General features: G+C 60.8%; 16 protein-coding genes. 8 read left to right on the forward strand and 8 right to left on the reverse strand.

Going from position 1 to position 18,128, the window contains the following annotated elements; translation table 11 throughout:
• Window positions 1–3: 3 nt before the first annotated feature.
• The 6 genes from BLU04_RS02975 to BLU04_RS16240 all read right to left on the reverse strand — a co-directional run bounded on the left by BLU04_RS02975 (window position 4) and on the right by BLU04_RS16240 (window position 8,198).
• Window positions 4–4,872, reverse strand: a complete 4,869-nt coding sequence (locus BLU04_RS02975; RefSeq protein WP_157895052.1) for a DEAD/DEAH box helicase family protein — start codon at window positions 4,870–4,872, stop codon at window positions 4–6.
• Complete coding sequence (locus tag BLU04_RS16235; protein WP_157895053.1) at window positions 4,818–5,081, reverse strand: TnpV protein; 264 nt, start codon at window positions 5,079–5,081, stop codon at window positions 4,818–4,820. The genes BLU04_RS02975 and BLU04_RS16235 overlap by 55 nt, the downstream gene beginning before the upstream one ends.
• 81 nt (window positions 5,082–5,162) lie before the next feature.
• The gene (locus BLU04_RS02980) at window positions 5,163–6,635 is read right to left on the reverse strand and encodes a TraM recognition domain-containing protein (protein ID WP_157895054.1); all 1,473 of its coding nucleotides are present in this window, start codon (window positions 6,633–6,635) and stop codon (window positions 5,163–5,165) included.
• The gene (locus BLU04_RS02985; protein WP_093282021.1) at window positions 6,605–7,105 is read right to left on the reverse strand and encodes a hypothetical protein; all 501 of its coding nucleotides are present in this window, start codon (window positions 7,103–7,105) and stop codon (window positions 6,605–6,607) included. The genes BLU04_RS02980 and BLU04_RS02985 overlap by 31 nt, the downstream gene beginning before the upstream one ends.
• On the reverse strand, window positions 7,102–7,803 hold the full coding sequence (locus BLU04_RS02990; protein WP_197673015.1) for a division plane positioning ATPase MipZ: 702 nt from the start codon (window positions 7,801–7,803) through the stop codon (window positions 7,102–7,104). The genes BLU04_RS02985 and BLU04_RS02990 overlap by 4 nt, the downstream gene beginning before the upstream one ends.
• Before the next feature lie 20 nt (window positions 7,804–7,823).
• A complete protein-coding gene (locus BLU04_RS16240; protein ID WP_157895055.1) occupies window positions 7,824–8,198 on the reverse strand; it encodes a hypothetical protein in 375 nt (124 codons plus the stop codon).
• A gap of 454 nt (window positions 8,199–8,652) precedes the next feature.
• On the opposite strand from BLU04_RS16240, the gene mobF reads away from it, so the two are divergent.
• The 3 genes from mobF to BLU04_RS16245 are packed head-to-tail and all read left to right on the forward strand — an operon-like array spanning window position 8,653 to window position 12,093.
• Window positions 8,653–11,337 carry a MobF family relaxase gene (gene mobF, locus BLU04_RS02995; protein ID WP_093282027.1) on the forward strand — a complete coding sequence of 895 codons (2,685 nt, stop codon included), beginning with the start codon at window positions 8,653–8,655 and terminating at the stop codon, window positions 11,335–11,337.
• On the forward strand, window positions 11,327–11,692 hold the full coding sequence (locus BLU04_RS03000) for a hypothetical protein (protein ID WP_157895056.1): 366 nt from the start codon (window positions 11,327–11,329) through the stop codon (window positions 11,690–11,692). Before mobF ends, BLU04_RS03000 begins: the two co-directional genes overlap by 11 nt.
• A gap of 47 nt (window positions 11,693–11,739) precedes the next feature.
• Entirely contained in the window at window positions 11,740–12,093 is a 354-nt protein-coding gene (locus BLU04_RS16245) for a hypothetical protein (protein ID WP_157895057.1), read from the forward strand.
• Window positions 12,094–12,108: 15 nt separating this feature from the next.
• Here the strand turns inward: BLU04_RS16245 and BLU04_RS03005 are convergent, their stop codons facing one another.
• Together BLU04_RS03005 and BLU04_RS03010 are read right to left on the reverse strand one after the other, a co-directional pair.
• Window positions 12,109–12,708: a hypothetical protein gene (locus BLU04_RS03005; RefSeq protein WP_093282032.1), complete on the reverse strand. Its 600-nt coding sequence runs from the start codon at window positions 12,706–12,708 to the stop codon at window positions 12,109–12,111.
• Window positions 12,709–12,760: 52 nt separating this feature from the next.
• Window positions 12,761–13,660, reverse strand: a complete 900-nt coding sequence (locus tag BLU04_RS03010; protein WP_162274619.1) for an AAA family ATPase — start codon at window positions 13,658–13,660, stop codon at window positions 12,761–12,763.
• Between the two features lie 133 nt (window positions 13,661–13,793).
• On the opposite strand from BLU04_RS03010, the gene BLU04_RS03015 reads away from it, so the two are divergent.
• The 5 genes from BLU04_RS03015 to BLU04_RS03035 are packed head-to-tail and all read left to right on the forward strand — an operon-like array spanning window position 13,794 to window position 18,126.
• Window positions 13,794–14,078, forward strand: a complete 285-nt coding sequence (locus BLU04_RS03015) for a hypothetical protein (protein WP_157895058.1) — start codon at window positions 13,794–13,796, stop codon at window positions 14,076–14,078.
• On the forward strand, window positions 14,078–14,422 hold the full coding sequence (locus BLU04_RS03020; RefSeq protein WP_093282039.1) for a hypothetical protein: 345 nt from the start codon (window positions 14,078–14,080) through the stop codon (window positions 14,420–14,422). The genes BLU04_RS03015 and BLU04_RS03020 overlap by 1 nt, the downstream gene beginning before the upstream one ends.
• Window positions 14,419–17,040, forward strand: coding sequence for a hypothetical protein (locus BLU04_RS03025; protein ID WP_093282042.1), 2,622 nt, complete (start codon window positions 14,419–14,421; stop codon window positions 17,038–17,040). The genes BLU04_RS03020 and BLU04_RS03025 overlap by 4 nt, the downstream gene beginning before the upstream one ends.
• On the forward strand, window positions 17,037–17,858 hold the full coding sequence (locus BLU04_RS03030) for a hypothetical protein (protein WP_093282044.1): 822 nt from the start codon (window positions 17,037–17,039) through the stop codon (window positions 17,856–17,858). The genes BLU04_RS03025 and BLU04_RS03030 overlap by 4 nt, the downstream gene beginning before the upstream one ends.
• The gene (locus tag BLU04_RS03035; protein WP_157895059.1) at window positions 17,848–18,126 is read left to right on the forward strand and encodes a hypothetical protein; all 279 of its coding nucleotides are present in this window, start codon (window positions 17,848–17,850) and stop codon (window positions 18,124–18,126) included. The genes BLU04_RS03030 and BLU04_RS03035 overlap by 11 nt, the downstream gene beginning before the upstream one ends.
• The last annotated feature ends 2 nt before the right edge of the window (window positions 18,127–18,128 follow it).

Below are 18,128 nucleotides of genomic sequence, written 5' to 3' on the forward strand. Positions count from 1 at the left end.
CGGCTAGGAGACCGCCACTCCTATTCCCCTCCTTTCAACTATGGCTTCTCCTTCCTCCACCCGCACCGCTTCCTCCACCACCGGCAGCACCTCCGCATCCAACCTGTTCGACGCCTGATTCTTCTCCAAATCGAGTGCGTCCATGATCTCCTGCTGGCGCTTCACCAGCCCCTGCAATTTCTCTTCATGCTCGAACGGCTTGTCGGCATGGGGCCGTAGTTCCACGATCCGCTTCTGCGTCGTCTCCAGCTCTTTTCGGTAATCCTGGGCGCGCTCATCCATCGAGCGGACCATGTATTCCAAGGAGCTGATGGTCCCCAAGGGTGACTCTGAGACGGTCGCCGCATACGCATTCTTCCCCCGAACGATCACTTCCTTCGACCGATCCGGCCAAATCTGGAGTGTGAACCCTGCGAAGGCCCCGATTTCGACCGTCTTCTCCGAGAGGAGATGCTTCTGCGCCAGCCGGTTCAACGTCTCCCCCGCCATCTCCCGCTGGGTGTAGTTCCGCCCCTCGATCTTCATGACGAAAGCGTCCCCCTTGGTATTCTGCCGAGCCGCCAAATCGACCACCAAAGACCCGATCTTCTCCTCCAACCGGGGAACATCCTGCTGCGCCTGTCGGATCGCGTTCCGCGTGACGAACAACCCTTCCCGATGTTGCGCCCGAAGCCGTGTCAGCCGCATCACCTCGGCATCCACCTTCGCCTTCTCCAGCACCAGCGGATTTCCCGAGGCAATCGCTTTCACCTCCGCGTAGGTCAACGCCGGGGAATCCAAGTCCTCGATTTTCCGCACATGGCTTTGCTTCGTCATGATCTGTCCGATGAACTTGGCCTTCGTCTCCAGGACGCCCCACATATAGGCATCGAACGATCCCTCGGTGACGTACCGGAAAATCTTCACCTCGGTATTCCGGTTTCCCTGCCGGAGAATACGTCCCTCCCGCTGCTCGATATCGGCGGGCCGCCACGGGGCATCCAAGTGATGCAGCGCGATCAGTCGTTCCTGGACGTTCGTTCCCGTCCCCATCTTCTGCGTGCTGCCCAGTAAGACCCGGACTTGGCCAGAACGCACACGCTTGAACAAGGCGCTCTTCGCCGCATCGGCCTCGTAATCCTGGATGAAAGCGATCTCCTCGGCGGGAACCCCCATCCGCACCAGCTTGTCCCGCAAGTCCTCGTAGGCCGAAAAGACCCGCAACCCTCCCGGCTGCGGCGTCGAGAGGTCACAAAAGACCAGCTGCGCCAACCGCTCCTCCTTCGTTCCCTCCCAGATCGAGAAGATCTCCTTCGCCGCCAGGGAGAGCTTGCTTTCGGGGTGATCCTTCCCGGCCCCGACCAACCGTAAGTCGAGCGCGGCTTTCCGTCCGTCCCCAGTGATCTTGAGCATATTGTCGATGGAGGGATCGACATTCCCCATCCGCAGCTTCTCAGCCCGCTTCACCAACGAGGCGACATAGGCCCTCAACGCGGGCGTCGCCGGGGCGCTGACGATTTGCGGTCTCCCCTGGAACAGCTTCGGCACCGGCAACTCCAGCATTTCCGCCGTCTGGATGTCGGCCATCTGCCGAAACTGCTGCATCAGCTCAGGGACATTCACGAACCGGGCGAACCGGGTATTGAGCCGATACCCCGCGCCATCCGGCGACAACTCCATTGCCGTCACCGGCTCCCCGAACGTCGCCGCCCACGAATCAAAATGTTGCAACCCCTGCCGGGACAGGTCGAGATGCTGCAAGTACCGCTGCATCGTGAACATCTCGGCCATCGTGTTCGTCACCGGCGTCCCCGTGGCGAAGACGACACCCCCGCCTCCGTTCAACGCCTGAAGGTGGCGGACCTTCAGGAACATATCGAACGCCCGTTGCGAGGATGTTTGCGGCAACCCCGCCACGCGGGTCATCTTCGTAACGTAGAAGAGATTCTTGAAATAGTGCGCCTCGTCCACAAAGAGCCGATCCACCCCCAACTCCTCGAACGTCAGGGTGTTGTCCTTTTTCTCCTCGGCGGCCAGCGTTTCCAAACGGCCCTCCAACCTCTTTTTCGCCCGCTCCAATTCCTTCACCATCCGGGCAAAGCTCTTGTCGGCCTTCTGCCGGAGAATCGCCATTTCCAGTTCGTCGATCTGCTCCTTGATGAACCGCTCCTGCACCTCCCGCGCCATCGGAATGCGCTCGAAACCGGAATGAGTGACGATCACCGCGTCCCAGTTCCCGGTAGCGATCCGGGAAAAAAGCTCCTGCCGCTTCGCCGTTTCGAAATCGTCCTTTCCCGCCGCCAAGACATTCGCGCCAGGATAGAGCGTCAGCAATTCGGACGAGAACTGCCCCAACATATGGTTCGGCACCACGAACATCGGCTTCTGGGCCAGCCCCAGCCGTTTCGACTCCATTCCCGCCGCGACCATCGTGTAAGTCTTCCCGGCCCCGACGACATGGGCCAGGAGACTGTTCGGCGTCTGGAGGATACGCCACACCGCCGCCTTTTGGTGGGACCGCAACTGAATCAACGGACTTACCCCCGGCAACGTGAGGTGGTTCCCGTCGAACGTCCGAATGCGGACGTTGTTGTACTCGTCATTGTATTGCCGGGCCAACCGTTCCCGCCGGGCATCGTCCTCCCAAATCCATTGGGTGAACCGTTCCTTAATCCGCTGCTGCATTTCCCGTGCCGCCTCGGTCGCGGCGGGGTTGATGACGCGGGTGTCCTTCTCCGGGCCAGGATCGTAGACCGTGGGCGTCCGCAGGTTCAGGGCGTCCTCGATTAGATGGAGCGCCGAATACCGTGCCATCCCCCATTCGGTGACGTTCGCCACCGAACTGGTCGCGCTATAGTCGGCCTGGACTGTCCAGGCTCCCAACTCCGGCGCGTGCCGGATCTTCACCGTGCCGGGATCGAGCTTCAGCAAATCGTGGGCAAACCCCTGGATGTCGTCGGAGGGTATCCACGCCGACCCGAGCCGCGCCTCGATCTCGGTCGGCTTCAAGTCCTCTGGCTGGACCGCCTTCAGCGCCACGACGTTCTCAGCATACCTGGGATCGCTCACCGCCGCCGCCTCAGCGACAGCCAGCTTTTCCCGAATGTTTCCCGACAGGTAAGCATCTTCCGGCTCCCAGGCGTCGGTCTGCGGGTCGAGAAAGACGACGCCCTTCAATTCGGGCAAGAATTCCTCCACCGGCCGCTTCAGCAACCAGCTCATGTGGGCCAGGTCAACCTTGCCGTTCTCGTTGAGCGAGATGAGCAACGCCTCTTTCGCCGTTCCCGCTGCTTCTGCGGGCTTCTGCCGCTGGATCGTCCGTTCTCGGAAGATGGCCGTCTTCTTCGCCGACCGCTTGATTTCATCGAACTGCTCCAGGGAGAGAAGAAGGGGCAAATCGGGATCGCCCGAAAAGGCACGGGCATTCATCCGCTCCGACACCGGCCCGAACCGGGAATGGAACCGATCATACTCCTGGTTGAGCCATTCCCGCGTGCGGACGATCTCCGATTCCGGGGCGTCCTCGACCTGAGCGTGAAGGCAGGCCCGCACCGCGTTCCGCAACCGGACCATTCCCCGAATACGGCGGGAAGCGTCCGCCGAGAGTCCCTCCAGGATCACCACTTCGGCTCCTTCCCGAATCCCGATCCGCGTGCCCCGGTCGGTTTCGATCAAGGCGAAGGCGTGCGGTTTGATGTCGCCGGGCGCGGGCACCCGGATCGGCTCGCGGGCGGCTTCCTTCCGCCGCGCCGCCTGATAGATGCCTTCGGGCAACCGGCCCACCGCCTCGGCCAACGCCGCCTCCAAATCCCGCCCGTCCGAAACCAGGGCCGGTTCATGGGAACCGTACATCGTTCCCTCCAGTGCCATCGTCCCCAACATCTGCTCGGGCCGAGCGGCGAAATACTCGTTGAGGAGCATTCTCTCCCCCTTGACGTTCTGGTACTCGACGCTCTCCTGCCACGCCGGGCCCGAGGGGGCCTGACCCGGCAGCCGTTTCCGCAGGATCACGATGTCGGTCGTGACCTCGGTGTTGGCGTTCTCCTTGAAGGCAGTGTTCGGAAGCCGGATCGCCGCCGCCAAGTCGGCCTGCTTGGCGACGTGCCGCCGCAAGAGGGAATGCTTCTTGTCGAGGGTTCCCTTCGAGGTGATGAAACAGATCAATCCTCCGGGCCGAATCCGCTCCACTGTCGCCGCGAAGAAATAGTCATGGATATTGAACTTGTACGCCTTGAAGCGTTTGTCGTAAGGCTGGTAGTCGCCAAACGGGACGTTAGAAATCGCCAAGTCATAGAACCCGTCGGCGAGCTGGGCTTTCTCGTAGCCGGTGTGCCGGATGTCGGCGTCAGGATAGAGCTTTTGCGCGAGCCGCGCCGTGATCGAATCCAACTCAATTCCGGTGACGGGTGACTGGGCCGCCATCGTTTCCGGCATCAGGCCAAGGAAGTGGCCCAGACCGCAGGCCGGTTCCAGGATGCGTCCACCCCCGAAGCCCAGCCGCTCGACAGCGGCGTACATCGCGCGGACGACGCCGGGAGCAGTGTAGTGGGCGTTGAGGGTCGAGCCCCGCGCCGCGTCGAATTCCTCGTCCGTCAACAGCGAGGAAAGCTGCTCGTTCTCCTTCCGCCATTCGGGGACGGGAGAGAAGACTTGGGGCAACCCACCCCAGCCGACATACTTGACGAGAACCGCCTTTTCCTCAGGCGTGGCAGGCCGGTTCTCCACCTCGATCCGCCGCAGCGTCTCAATGGCGGCGACGTTCTGCTTGAACCGCTGCTTCGGCCCCCCGGTTCCGATCTTGGCGGCGGCGGTGATCCGATGGTTTGCGGCGTTGCGGATTACGTCGCCGCTTCCGGCGGAAGGAGGATATACCGAATGCGGACGATCTCCCACGCGGCGGCGTGGGCCTGTTCCACCGTCATCCCCTGCTTGCCGATCATGTGCCGCGTCAGGGTGTACATCTCGTCCTTCGTCCTCTCCTCCGCGTCGAGAAGCGCCTCCTCCAGCGTTCCCGCCGTTTCCAGTTCCCGGACCTTGTTCGGCAGGTGCTCCCGCCAGTGGGCTTCGGCCATCCGGCCGTATTGGGTCAGCGTCGTGGTCATGGCGAGGAATATAATCGAAAAGATCGAGTTGGTCAGCCCCAGAGGGCGATTTTTCCGGCGTGGGCATGGGGTCTCATCTGTTCAGTTCCGTGAAACATCAGCCACCTTCGGCTTGGTGAAAGGAGAGGGCGGCAGCCGTACCCAGCGATACCGTTGCTCGCAATGCTTGATGATGGCAACGTGCTTCGGCAGACGCCGCAGAACGTGGGGCTTGATGAGGTACTGGTCCTCGTCGGTCCAACTGACGCTCCGCTTCCCCGAGCCGCTGCTCCATGTCCTCTTCTTGATCGTCCGCTTGCCGATGGATTCGGCGATCATCTCCGAGGCGTCCTTGTCGGCGGCGGTGAAGTGGATCTTGTTCCCCAAATTAAGCCGGAAAACGTCGGCCTTGTCCCGGCCTCCCATCGGCGGGATGTACGAGGTGGGGGATTGCGTCGAGAAGATCGCCGTGGCGCGGGCGCCCCGGATCTTGTCGACCACGTTGTAATCGGAAATCCCGTCCTCGCTCAGAAGGACCGACTCCTGGGCCTCGTCGAAGACACCGACGATCAGGTTCTTCCGCGCCCGCTCCCCGCCAGAGAGGTCATACCGCCGCAAAGCGTGCAGGTAGTACAGCGCCTTCAGCATCAAGCTGACGTACCGCTTCTCGGTCTGGTACTTCTGCGGGATCTTCACGCTAACCAGCCGCCCCAGGTCGATTTCGGCGAGGTCGAAAGTCGGCTCCGTGGGGCAGAAGACCTCGGCGATGTCGGACACCGTGTACGGCTGGAGATAGTTGAAGACCGTGGAGCGGACCCCACCCAACTGTTCCTTCGGCTGGGCCTTGAACTCGCGGAAGTAGTCGAGCAGCGGATCGCGCAACGGACCCGGCATCTTCTCCAGTTCCCCGATCCGCGCTTCCAGCTCGGCCATGTCCATGACGAGGCGGTAGCAGTTCTCAATCGTCACCGGCACGTCGAGGGCCGCCAGGAGGCTCATCCCGTTCTGAATGGCGACCTGGGCGGCGTTCTTGAAGAAGGTCTGCCCACCTTTCTGTCCCGCCGCCGTGGCGACATCGACCAGGAGCTTCGCGTAGGTCGAGGCGGGCAGGGAGGGATCTCCTAGGAAATTGAGGGTGTAGGGCGGCTTCCAACCGGGGGGAGCGTTGTCGGGACGGACCTCCAACTGCCGCAGGTCGGCTCGGCATCCCAGATCGTCGGCCACGGCCTCGATGGGTTCGCTCAGGTCGCCCTTCGTGTCGAGGGCGAGGATGCCCATGCCGGGACGGTTCCTCTTCAGCGCGTGGAGGATCGGGACCACGCCACTCGCCGTCTTCCCGGAGCCAGTTCGCCCGTCGATTTCCCAACCCCGGCAGAAGTCGGCCTCGTTCCAGCGGACGCCGCCGAGGGTGAGGACGTACCGGCTCTCCTTCCCAGGACGGAATGCGCCGTAGACGAACCAGCCGACCGGCACCGCGAAGAGCCAAGAAACGTAATGGAGCGGCCCCGGCTGGAGTTCGATCCCCAACGCCAACGCCGTCGTCGTCAATGCGAAAAGAAATGGGAGTAGGTCCACGGGATGAGTAGGGCCCCGCTGGCGAGGCCCGAGAGGAAGGCCGCTGCGAACCGCTCCCGATGGAGGCGGCGGAACGAACCTTCGGTTTTCTGAAAAAGAGAGGAGAGGACGCCTGCGATGCCTTGTGTGGCCGAGAGAGCGCTCCCGATATGCCGGGTCAACTCAGCCTCGATCTGTTTGCCGAGGACTGAGGGCTTTTCGGACAAAAGGCCGTTCATCACGTCCAGGTGACGAGCCACCTCCTCCAACGCTTTGACAGAACCGGCGATTACCTTGATTCGCTCGTCCAAGGCGACTTTCAGCACCATGCCGGTTTCCTGGAGGGCATCGTTGCTCTGGTTGATTCGTCCCCAATGCCACGCCAGAACGGCGAGGAGAGGGTCGTCGGACGGCACCTTCTGCGCCGCCAGGATGACCTTGAGGTCGTCCGGCAGCGTGTCGGGGTAGGCCAACTCACCGGGAGCCTTCATGCGAGGAGGTGGGATGCCGCCTGGGTGAACTGTTCCTCCATGAAGGTGTGGAACCGGACGCACCTGGAGCGGTCGAGAAGATGAAGTTTCGTGGCGGTTCTCCCTCGGCCCACGGTGAGATTGAGCATCTGGAGCCGGTTCTTCGTCATTTCGGCGAGGCACGGCACGTCAATCTCGACCGCTCCCGCCGCCTTCAGCTTCTTCCGGGTCTGCGCCCCGTCCCACATCGTCAGCTCGACCGAATCGCGGAAGTTCCGGGCGATGAGCCATTTCACCCGCTCCCCGTACGCCTCCAGCACGTCGGCGGCCTGAGAGATGGCGTCCTTGTCGTCGATGGCGACGACCACGAAGACCAGCTCGAACGCCAGTTCCTTCTGAAGCTCGGTCAGGCGACTGTCTTCGATGTAGCGGAGTACCTTCGTGCCGCCCGCCGCCCGGTTATCGACCAGGACAGTATCGACCGTCTCCAAGGCGCTCACCAACCGGTCGAGGACGGCCAGTTTGTCGGCGTCGACGTCGGTGTCGATGAACTCGGCCTCGGGAACATACCGCTGGAAGGTGCTGTTGGCGTGGTCGAGGTCGAAGGTCTTCACTTTGACGCCGCGCTCGACGAGGAAGTCGTAGAGGAGGGTGGCGATGAAGCTCTTTCCGATCCCGCCTTTGTCCTGCGGGCAAAGGATCAGGCGTTTGGTGGGCATGAGTGTATCAGGGTGGGTCGTCATAATTCATCTCGGGCGATGCGGGGGCCGCGTTTGCCGATCTCGGAAGTCAATGGTGGACGCTCGGGTGACGGCGGAGCGTCGGGAGAAGGTTTCTGCGCTGCGACAGCAGCACGGCGCTCGACATCGAGCGCGGTGCGGAGCCGACGCATCTCGGCATGATAACGGCGGCAGAACTTTCGCACTGTCGCGCCGGAGACTTGAACGCCATGCGCTGTCAACGTCTCGGTGATTTTCTCGTAGCTGGCGTATTTTGCCCGCAGCAGGAGAATGGCCTCCTTATAAGGTTCCAGGACGGCCTGGGGCGTGACGCTGTGCTGGTATTGTTTCGCCGATTCCAGCAGAACGGCATGAATGTCGGTTGGCGTGCTCACGCCACCCTATAAACCACAAACCACGGACTGATTTCCAAGTCCCGCTGGTGTTACTTGGTATTACCCATGCGTCCGCCGAGGCATCACGAAAGAGCGATTATGGCACGATGACGATGAGGCGATGAAATAGGAGAAAACGGGCATTGCCCGACCATGACGCCATGAAACGACAATGAAGGGCGAGGCCAGTTCGAGCTGATGAGCAGCACGGCGCCATACCGGAACCATCACGAACGAAGCCGTACCATCGCGGAGCTACCATGAAACGATGATGAATCACGAAAGAACGGCCCGCAATGGCCTCTGGCCTAACTTCGTTAGGGGTGGCGTGTCACTTCTCCTAAACTCCTAGGTCCAGGCGAATGCTCTTTCGGAAAGGCATTTTCAAAAGGTAATACCAGGTAACACCTTCTCTTTTTGGACAGAGCCTCCCTTCTTGGATTAGGAATGAGGCATGGTCCGTTTTGATCGACCCTGCCGCAACAAGCTCGGCGCGCTGAATTACTTCGCCCAGCACATGGCGAAGGGCGACTACCTGACCCAGCATGGCCAATCGGAAATGATCTGGTACGGGAAAGGCGCGGTAAGGCTCGGGCTTTCCGGTCAGGTCGATCCAGAACACTTCGCCCGTCTCTGCGACGGGAAGCATCCCGTGACGGGTAAACTTCTCGGAGCGCGGAACAAGGGAGCCGACCGGCGCGTCTGCTACTTCGGTCAGATCTCGGCTCCCAAGGACGTTTCGCTGGCCTACATGGTGGGCGGAGACGACCGGATCGCCGGATGGTGGGAGGAGGCGGTGCGCGATACGCTCCGCGAAATCGAGGCAACGACGGCGACTCGCCTTCGCAAGCGAGGGCAGGATGAGGATCACGAGACCAGCAACATGGTCGCCGCCGTCGTGACGCACGACGCCAGCCGGAGCCTCGATCCCCAGCTTCATACCCACGTCTGCATCATGAACGTGACATACGATCCGACGGAAGCCCGCTGGAAGAGTGTTCAACCCCTCGGCTACTTCACGCATCAGGGTTATTTCCGGGAGGTCTGCTACGCCAAGCTGGCCCAGCGAATGCGGGAGGCGGGTTACGAATTGGAGAAAACCCGACCCATCGGCTTCCACGTCCGGGGAATACCCCCGGAACTGCGCCAGCAATTCAGCAAGCGCCGCGAGGCCATCGAGGCAATGGCCGAATCCCTCGGTGTCACGAGCCAGGACGGCTTGCAAGGAATCGCCTCGCGGAGCCGCGCCTCCAAGCAGCACGTCGATTCCACGATTCTGCGCCAACGGTGGCGAGAGGAGGCCGGGGAAACGGTGAGCTTGGTCAAGGCGGCAATTGCCAGTGCCGATGGCATTCCGAAACGGGCCGTTGCCATCTCACCAGAACAGGCGTTCACCGAAGCCGAGGCTCACCTTTTCGAGCGGGTGTCGGTGACTGACGAACGGATATTGCTCCGGGAAGCCCTCGTCCAAGGCCGGGGCTATGTCGAACTCGACGCCTTCAAGATCATTCTGAAGGATCGGATCGCCACCGGCGACCTCCTCCGGGAAGGAAGCCGCATCACCTCCCGCAATATGCTCCGGCTGGAACGGGAGTGCGTCGGCTGGGCTCGGCGAGGTCGGAACCGTTGCCCTCGGATGGGCGACGTCTCCGACCTATCCCCTTCGCTCTCGACCGAGCAGCGCAACGCGGTCGCCTTCATCCTGAACTGCCGGGACCGGGTCATGGGATTGGAGGGGGACGCCGGAACCGGGAAGACGACCGTCCTCAAGGAAGTGGTCCGAGGGATCGAGCAGGGCGGAGAGCGCCCCTTCGCCTGCGCCCCGTCCTCCGGCGCTGCCGCAATACTGCGGCAAGAACTCGTTTCCGATGCCGACACCTTGCAACAGCTGCTGGTCAACTCGTCCCTGCAAGAGAAAGTCCGGGGAAGGACGATCCTCGTGGACGAGGCGGGCTTGATCTCGACCCGGCAGATGCACGCCCTTTGCGCTCTGGCCGAACGAAACGGCAACCGGCTCCTCCTAGTGGGGGACATCAAGCAACACGGCTCCGTCGAAGCCGGGGATGCCTTCCGCGCTTTGCAGAAATACGGCGGAATCGACCTCGCCACCTTGACCGAAATTCACCGGCAACGCGATCCCGGGTACCGCAAGGCGGTCGAACTCTTCGCCCGGCGGAAGCCGTATGACGCCTTCAAGCAGCTCGAATCGCTCGGAGCGGTCCGGCAGATTCGAGAACCGGCGCTCCTCTTCGCCCAGGCCGCCGAGGATTACGTGAAGACCCTCCAGCGGGGACACTCGTGCTTGGCCGTTTCCCCGGTCTGGTCGGACATCCATCAATTCAGCCGCGTGGTGCGAACCCGGCTCAGGGAGGAGGGATTCCTGCAAGGCGAGGATCGGACGTTGACCGCATTCGTTCCCTTCCAGTGGACGAAAGCGGAGAAGAAGGATGCCCGGAATTATCAACCCGGCGACGTGCTTCAGTTCTATCGGAAGGCGGCGGTTTTCGAGAAAGGGGAACTCCTCCGTTTCGTGGAACGCATCGACCGACGCATCATCGTATCCCGCCCCAACGGGGAACGCTTCGTCTTCAACCCAGGGCAAATCACCGGATTCGAGCCGGGCCTGGACCGGGAGGTTTCCGTCGCCTTGGGAGAAAAGCTCCTCATCCGGGCCAACGACAAGCCTTCCGGCTTGAAGAATGGCGACATTGTCGAAGTGGCTGGGTTCGGAGTCGATGGCTCTCTCCGATTGAAAGATGGACGAACGCTCCCTTTATTTTTCCGTCAGTTTGCCCACGGCTACGCTACGACTTCTCATGCCGCCCAAGGGAAGACCGTCGATCGAGGACTTTTGATGATGACCGACGAAGCATTGAAGGCAGCGAACCTGAAGCAGGCTTACGTCAGTAATTCTAGATTCCGGCTGACCCAGATAGTTTACACCTCCGACCGGAAGGAAGCGCGCGAAGCGATGGCCACGCCCGCCGAACGGCAATTGGCGTTGGAACTGAAGCAATCGCATTTCCGGCGCTGGAAGATTTTCGAGAAGATCGTCGAGGCGGCAGAAGCGTTCCAGGCTCTGCGTCAACGGCGAGTTACCCAGCAGACAACGAAACAGAGAATCGGCTATGTCGCTTAAAGGAAAGACTTCCCAAAAAATCGCCACACCCTCGGAGAATGCCTTGGAGGGGGCGTGGGGCACCATCGTCCCTCCCTCCACTCCCCTCGACGCCCTGCGCTTCTCACGGGAGCCGGAGGACATCACTTCCTATGCCTATCGCGTCATCGTGAAGTGGCGATGGAAGCCGGGGCCACCCGAGACAATCTTTCTCATCGCGGGGCCGGATCTCGTGACTATCACCGGCCACGGCTTGAAGCGGCTCATAGACGCACTCGATGAAACACGCCTCCAGACGGTTCGTCAGGAGGGGCCGGAGGCTTCCGGACAACGCCCCTGCATTCTTTCCATTCAGATCGAGGAGGGAAGCCGCTAGGCCCCTTTCTCATTTACCCCAACCAACCCTACACCTAGATTATCGTTATGAGATTAACCGACCTCTCATCCCGCGACCTGTCGGCCTTCATCGCCCTTCACCACAAGCGCAATCAATTAAAAGCCGACTTGGAGGCAGTGTTTGCCAAACTGGAATCGTTCGGCTCCCGGCGCGGAAATAGTGCCGTCACGAAACGAAAGAAGCGGACTCGCCGGAACAAGCGCCGCTCGTTGGGAGAAGGCATCCTTCCCCTTCTCAAGGCCGCCGACAGCAAGGGCGTCCATATCGACGCCATCGCCAAGAAGCTGAAACGGGACAAAGCCAGCGTCTCCGCTTGGTTTTACGGGACGGGAAAAAAGCAGGCGAAGAAGGTGGCTCCGGCGACCTACGCCGCAGCCTAGCCTTTACGGGGGCTCTTAGTCGGAGACGCAGAAATACAAAAGGTGCATCCCGTTGAGTTGTTCTCCCATAGGCGACTTGTAGGAGTAGGTCACGACCACGGGAACACTGGTTCCCGACGCATGGCGGATCGTGGTATCGCACATCTCCTCCTGAGTATAGACAGCGCGAAGCGTCGTCGCCGAATAAGCGGGCGGCAGGAATTTGGTGAACTCGCTGAGGAGACAGAGCGGTAGCTCCAAGGTCTTGCCGGGCCTGAAACTGTACTTCACCCCCTTAAAGGGCGGAAGATCGAAGGGAACCTTTGTTTTTCCATCCCCCGCGATCACGGCCCAGTGGAAGTCATCGGCAAAGGCGTCGCGGTTGTTGACGAAAACACCCATAAGTGTGGGGCCGGTATTGATCAGGTCTTTGGTTTCCAGACCATGCAGGTCGATGTCGGGCCGCACCTGTGCCTCCAGCCCCGCCAGGATCTTCTTGCTGATCTGGTCGTTGCCGAACATTTGGAAATAGCCGATGACCACGGCGGGGAAGCCGATAAGCGCCAGCAGCAGGCTCAGGCATCCTTGCCGGGCGGGAAGAGTCCATCTCCGATATTGCTTTCGGTTGGGGAACATTCCCGATGGAAGCACACCCTCCCTCACCCGTCGCGCTCTCTTTGATTCGCTTCTATTCAAATTGCAGTCGTCCCCGAGCCCGGTCGGCGACGATGCGCCTGGCGGTATTGCACTCGGCCAATAGAGTCTCCGTGAGGGCGTCCTGCAAATGGCGTTCCACAGCATTCCGCATCGGTCTCGCCCCCAGCGTCCGGTGATAGCCCTCGCGGACCAGGAACTCCAAGGCCGACTCCTCGATGGTGAAATGGAATCCCATCTTCGCCAATCGCTCCACCTCCCGACTCACCATCAATTCGCAGATCTCCCGCTGCACCTGAAACGTCAGTCGCGTAAAGACCACCTTCTCACTGATGCGAGCCACCAGTTCGGGCCGCAGCGTTTGATCGACGCGGCGCAATACCGTTCGCTCGATAGTCGCCAGTGCCGAATGCTCCATCCGCATCGCCTCGGCGGCCCCGATGTTCGACGTGAAAACGATGTAGTAGCCGTTGAGGCTCCTCGTCTCGCCTGTTGCCAAGGTGATACGCCCCGCATCGAGGATTTGCAGGAAGAGATCCAGCACCAAGGGATGTGCCTTTTCCATTTCATCGAAAAGAAGCGTCCCCCGGTCGGCCTTGGCCAACGCCCGCCCCAGCATCCCGATTTCCGTCTCGCTCTGCCCCAATAAGAGCCCCACGGAGGATTGGTTCTGAAACTCCGACATATCGAAGCGATGGCAATGGCCCGGCCCAAAGAGGAAATCGGAAAAGCACACGGTAATTTCCGTCTTCCCTACGCCCGTCGGCCCAACGAAGAGGAACGATCCCTTGGGCCGATTCGGATGGGCCAGCCCCAGTTCCCCTCGTTTGAGAACGGACTGCACGCGGGGAAGAACATGAGCCTGTCCCCGGATGTTGTTCCGCAGGTAAGCGTCGAGATTCCGTAGCTTGTCGATGTTTGAAGTGGTTTTCATGGGCCGAAAATAAGGCCGCTTTTCGCGGTTTTTCGGCTCATCGACAGGCATCTCTCACTGCTCGTTTCAACCCGCTTCTATCCGCCCGCTGCTCGCTGAGGGGGAAGCTGCTTTTCGTGATGAAGTGGAAAGCGTGACGATCAACCTTCTCACCACTTCGGTTTTCCTGGCCCAGTCGACCGGCAGCACCAGCCAGCTCCGCCAGGGCTTCAACATGGCCCTCGGGATCATGTTCATGTTCGGGTTCATCTGGGGCGTCGTGAAGATCTGGGGCGGGGCCAACGCCATCGGCAAGGGCGATCCCGACGGCAAGGCCGGGATCATCGCCGGAATCATCATCGCCGCCGCCGCCTCCATCATGGGCGCCCTCTTCGCCATCTTCGGCCTGAGCGGCGGTGCCCTCACCCCCACGTTCTGATGAGTGGCACCCATCCCCACCTCCGGCTGACCGATACCAATGCCGCCGACGATTCGGGCGGCTCGGTCTGGGGCCTCGACGGAAACCTGTTCCTTCCGGTCGTGGCCTCGGCAACGCTCTCGATTGGCGTCCTCCTCGTCCTCTTCGCAGCGTTCCATGTGAACTGGCTTGCCAGCGCCCTGATCGCCGCCGTTCCGTTTTCGGGAACGCTCGCCTACGTCCTCCTCCTCAAGCAGAGTAAGCCCCCCGGTTACGACCTCGACTTGTTCGATCTCTGGATCAACGGGCGGGGCTTCTCGCTCGTCCAACGCGGCCAAACCCTCCACCGGAGACCCCTCTCGTGAAAGGCCACGACAAAGCGCCCAATGGGCATTTCGCGGAAGACCTGATCCTTTACGGGAATTTGGAAACCGGCTCGACCGCCAGCAAGGGGTTCGTGCTGGAACCGCCCGACCTCCACAACGCCTCGATCTCCCTCCTGAACGAGTTTCAGGATAAGATCCGCATCTTCCTCGCCACGCTTGGGCCGCGCCAGCGGGCGCAGATCCAATGGACGTGTAATTCCGACTACCGGGCCGAGTTGACCCGGTATTACGAGGAGACGGCGAAGACCGCCGATCCCTACGTGCGCCGCGTCCGCAACGAGCGGTTCACCCGCTACTGGCAGCGGATGCTGAACCGCACCCTGCGTCGGGAACAGTTGGTTCTCTTCATTTCTCAGGACATCGACAGCTATTCCGGCGCGTTGAAGAACCGGGCGGCCCTGTCCGATTACTACGCCAGCACGCTGAAGCAGCTCCGTAACGATTTCGGAGAACTGGGCTCCACCTTGGGAACAGTCTTCGGGAACGGGACGACGCTGCGGCCCATGTCCGACCTCGACCATTTCTCCTACACCCTTCGTTTTCTCAACCCGACCTTGGCCGACAGTCTCGATCTCCGTCCCGAGGAATTGTACCACCCCGATCTCTCGATTCAGGAACTCTGCTGGAACGGGGATGGCGTCGGCATCAGCGAGAAGACCGGGTTCTATCTCGACGGCCACTACCACAATATCTTCTCCCTCAAGCGGTGGCCTCAGAAAACCTATCCGGGAATCATTCACCGTCTCACCGGCCTCCCCTTCCTCGATTACCAACTCACGATCAACATCGAACCGATCCCTGTCCGGCAGGAAATCGGCAAGGAGGAAAAGGCGATGGATCGCCTCCGGGGCGATTTCGAGTCGGAGCGAAAGCAGTCCATCGCCGTCGCCCTGAAGAAGAAGGAGCGGAAGATCGACTCCCTGGCGCAGGGGTTCGCGTTCCCGTTCGACGTTCAATACTTGATCCGGGTCTGGGATCGCACGGAGACCGACCTCCATGCGAAGTGCGCTGCGGTGAGGAACGCCGTTCAGAATATGAATGGGGCCCAGCTTTATGAAACGGCCCTTTCCTCGACCGCGAAACGCCTCTTCTTTGCCACTTGGCCCGGCTGGACGGGAAGCAGCTATCGGCATCGGAATCTCTACGCCGAGGACCGCTATCTGGCCGATATGTTGCCGCTCTCATCGACCTTCACGGCCCATCTGAAGGAAGCCGAGGCACTCTACGACGGCACAAACGGAAATCTCGTCGGTGTCCGCACCTTCCTGGGCGGGACGCCCCAGCACGCCGTCCTCCTCGGCATGACCGGCGCGGGGAAATCCTACTTCATGGACGACCTTCTGGCGCAGACCCAGCTCTACTTCGATTACAACGTCATCGTCGAAGAAGGGCTTTCCTACAAGCGATTTACCGAAAGCCTCGACCAGTCGCCGATCATCGTCCACCCGGACGGGGAACTCACTCTCAACTACCTCGACACCCAGGCCCTCCCACTCACCCAGCTCCATCTGGCAACGGCAGTGGCGCTCGTTTCCCGGATGATCGGAGAATCTTCCGATTCCGAAAAGCAACAGCTTCGGCAGGCCCAGATCGGTCAATACATCAACCAACTTTACATCGACACCTTTGCGGAATGGACGGGGAAGCATTCCGATCTCTTGCCCCAGATCCAGCGTCAGGCGTGCGCCGTCCACCGTTGGCGGCGGGAAAAGATGGAGACGGGAAGCACCTTCCTCGAAGCCTTCGCGGAACTCCGCGATCGGACGGCAACCAATGACGACGAAGCGCAGTCTTTCGTTGCCGGGGTCTCCGAATCGGAGATCACCCGTTTCATCAAGGAGCCCGATACGGAACGCCTCGTCATGGCGGCGGGATACAGCGCGTTCCGTCCCGAGGACTATCCCACCCATTCGGCGCTGATCGACCTGATGTACTTCTCCCGGTTCCCCGAACACCGGAAGGAGGATATCGACCATCTCGCCACGCTCCTGACCGCGTGGACCGCCAGCGGCCAATACGGAAAGCTCTTCGACGGGAAGACGAATACCTCCCTCACGGGCAAGGTTGCCCACTTCGAGTTGGGATACATTCCCGAACAAGCCGTCGAACTGAAGACAGCGGCGGGACTCCTCATCTCCGGTTTCACCCGCCAGCACATCATCACCCTGCCCCGACATCTCTGGAAGCGGATCATCTTCGAGGAAGTGGCCCGGTTCCTCGACGTGCCGGGGGGCGAGAAAATCGTCGCCGAAAGCTATGCCCAACTTCGGAAGTTCAACTGCTGGACTATTTCGATCGTTCAACAGTACAGCAAGTTCAAGGGAACGCGCATTCGGCCCGTGGTGATGGGAAACAGCAAGCAGTTCTTCCTCATGCGCCAATTTGACCGCTCCGACCTGGAGGACATTTCCCAGGACATCCATCTTCCCGAGGTGACGGTCGAATCGATTCAGAACTACCCCCTGCCGGAACAGCAGGCCCCCGGTCAGAAGTTCTCCTCTGTCTGCTACTACTCCCCGACGACGCAACCCGCGACGTGCGGGACGATCCGGAATATTTCCGCTCCCGAACCTGAACCCCACCTCCTCGCCGTATGAAATACCTTCTCCGCCTACTCGTCCTTTTGGTTTTGCCCGTCCTCGCCCATGCCGATTCGATGATCACGTTTGCCGGGGGCGACGGGGTGAGCTTCACGACGACGGTACCGGGGCTTGCCATCGTTTATGGCATCAAGAACGACGACTCCTCTTCCTGGGGCTTTCAGGTGATCAATGCAGCGAACGGGGCAGGGATGGGGGGAGCCCAATTTGACATCGGGTCAAACATCACCTCGGGCCGCCCCATCACTGCCGTCGTCTATCTTTCCCAAGCCGGAACTTATTACATCCAAGGGCACAGCAGCCAAGGAGGGGACAGCTACAACGGCGTTTTCATTCCCGACGATGCAACGGCCTCCCAGGCGGCGCTCGATCAAATCAACGCCGCCATTTCGAGCCTTCAGGATCAGACCGCCCAGAACACCTCCGCCATCGCCTCTCTGTCGACCCTCAACACCACGCTTCAGGATCGAATCGCCACGTTGGAGACGAATTTGAACGCACTTCAGAACACCGTGCAAACGGGCAGTTCCGATCTCCAGAGCCAGATCGACGCACTGACCTCCCAGCTCACGGTATTGAAGCAGGTTTCCGCGACGACGACTCAGACCCTTCAATCGCAGATCAATTCCCTTTCCGATCGGGTGACGACGGTCAGCTCGACGTCGGTCAAGAAATCGACCCTTAACACCTATCTCCTTTATGGCGCGACGGGGCTCGGAGCGGGAGCCCTTGGCGTCGGCCTCTACACGCTCTTTGACAGTCCCTCCTCGCCCACGACTTCCACCCCGAAACCCTCTTACACCCATGCGAAATAAGCTCCTTCTCTTACTCGTCGCCGCCTGCGGCTTGGGCGGTTGCGCCTCCCAACCGACCTATGGTCCCTCCAAGGACGGCGCAGCCGATTACAACCTGGGCCGTTCCGATGCCGTGAAGCAGCAATATTGGATCATCCAGAATCAGCAGAAGGCCCTCCAGACGAAACCCCAGCCAAGAGTGTCGTACTACACCTTCACGACCGGGGGAACGACGACCAACGGTGTCACCACCGTTCCGACCACCGAATACCTCCGTATCGAAAACTAACC

This window comes from Verrucomicrobium sp. GAS474 (assembly GCF_900105685.1).
Taxonomy (GTDB): Bacteria; Verrucomicrobiota; Verrucomicrobiia; order Methylacidiphilales; family GAS474; genus GAS474.

Bases quoted from the DNA above. Each gene is read 5' to 3' on its own strand.
- BLU04_RS16235 (WP_157895053.1), bottom strand. From the start codon at position 5,081: ATGACCACGACGCTGACCCAATACGGCCGGATGGCCGAAGCCCACTGG.
- BLU04_RS02985 (WP_093282021.1), bottom strand. From the start codon at position 7,105: ATGAAGGCTCCCGGTGAGTTGGCCTACCCCGACACGCTGCCGGACGAC.
- BLU04_RS02990 (WP_197673015.1), bottom strand. From the start codon at position 7,803: ATGCCCACCAAACGCCTGATCCTTTGCCCGCAGGACAAAGGCGGGATC.
- mobF (WP_093282027.1), top strand. From the start codon at position 8,653: ATGGTCCGTTTTGATCGACCCTGCCGCAACAAGCTCGGCGCGCTGAAT.
- BLU04_RS03000 (WP_157895056.1), top strand. From the start codon at position 11,327: ATGTCGCTTAAAGGAAAGACTTCCCAAAAAATCGCCACACCCTCGGAG.
- BLU04_RS16245 (WP_157895057.1), top strand. From the start codon at position 11,740: ATGAGATTAACCGACCTCTCATCCCGCGACCTGTCGGCCTTCATCGCC.
- BLU04_RS03005 (WP_093282032.1), bottom strand. From the start codon at position 12,708: ATGTTCCCCAACCGAAAGCAATATCGGAGATGGACTCTTCCCGCCCGG.
- BLU04_RS03010 (WP_162274619.1), bottom strand. From the start codon at position 13,660: ATGAAAACCACTTCAAACATCGACAAGCTACGGAATCTCGACGCTTAC.
- BLU04_RS03020 (WP_093282039.1), top strand. From the start codon at position 14,078: ATGAGTGGCACCCATCCCCACCTCCGGCTGACCGATACCAATGCCGCC.
- BLU04_RS03030 (WP_093282044.1), top strand. From the start codon at position 17,037: ATGAAATACCTTCTCCGCCTACTCGTCCTTTTGGTTTTGCCCGTCCTC.
- BLU04_RS03035 (WP_157895059.1), top strand. From the start codon at position 17,848: ATGCGAAATAAGCTCCTTCTCTTACTCGTCGCCGCCTGCGGCTTGGGC.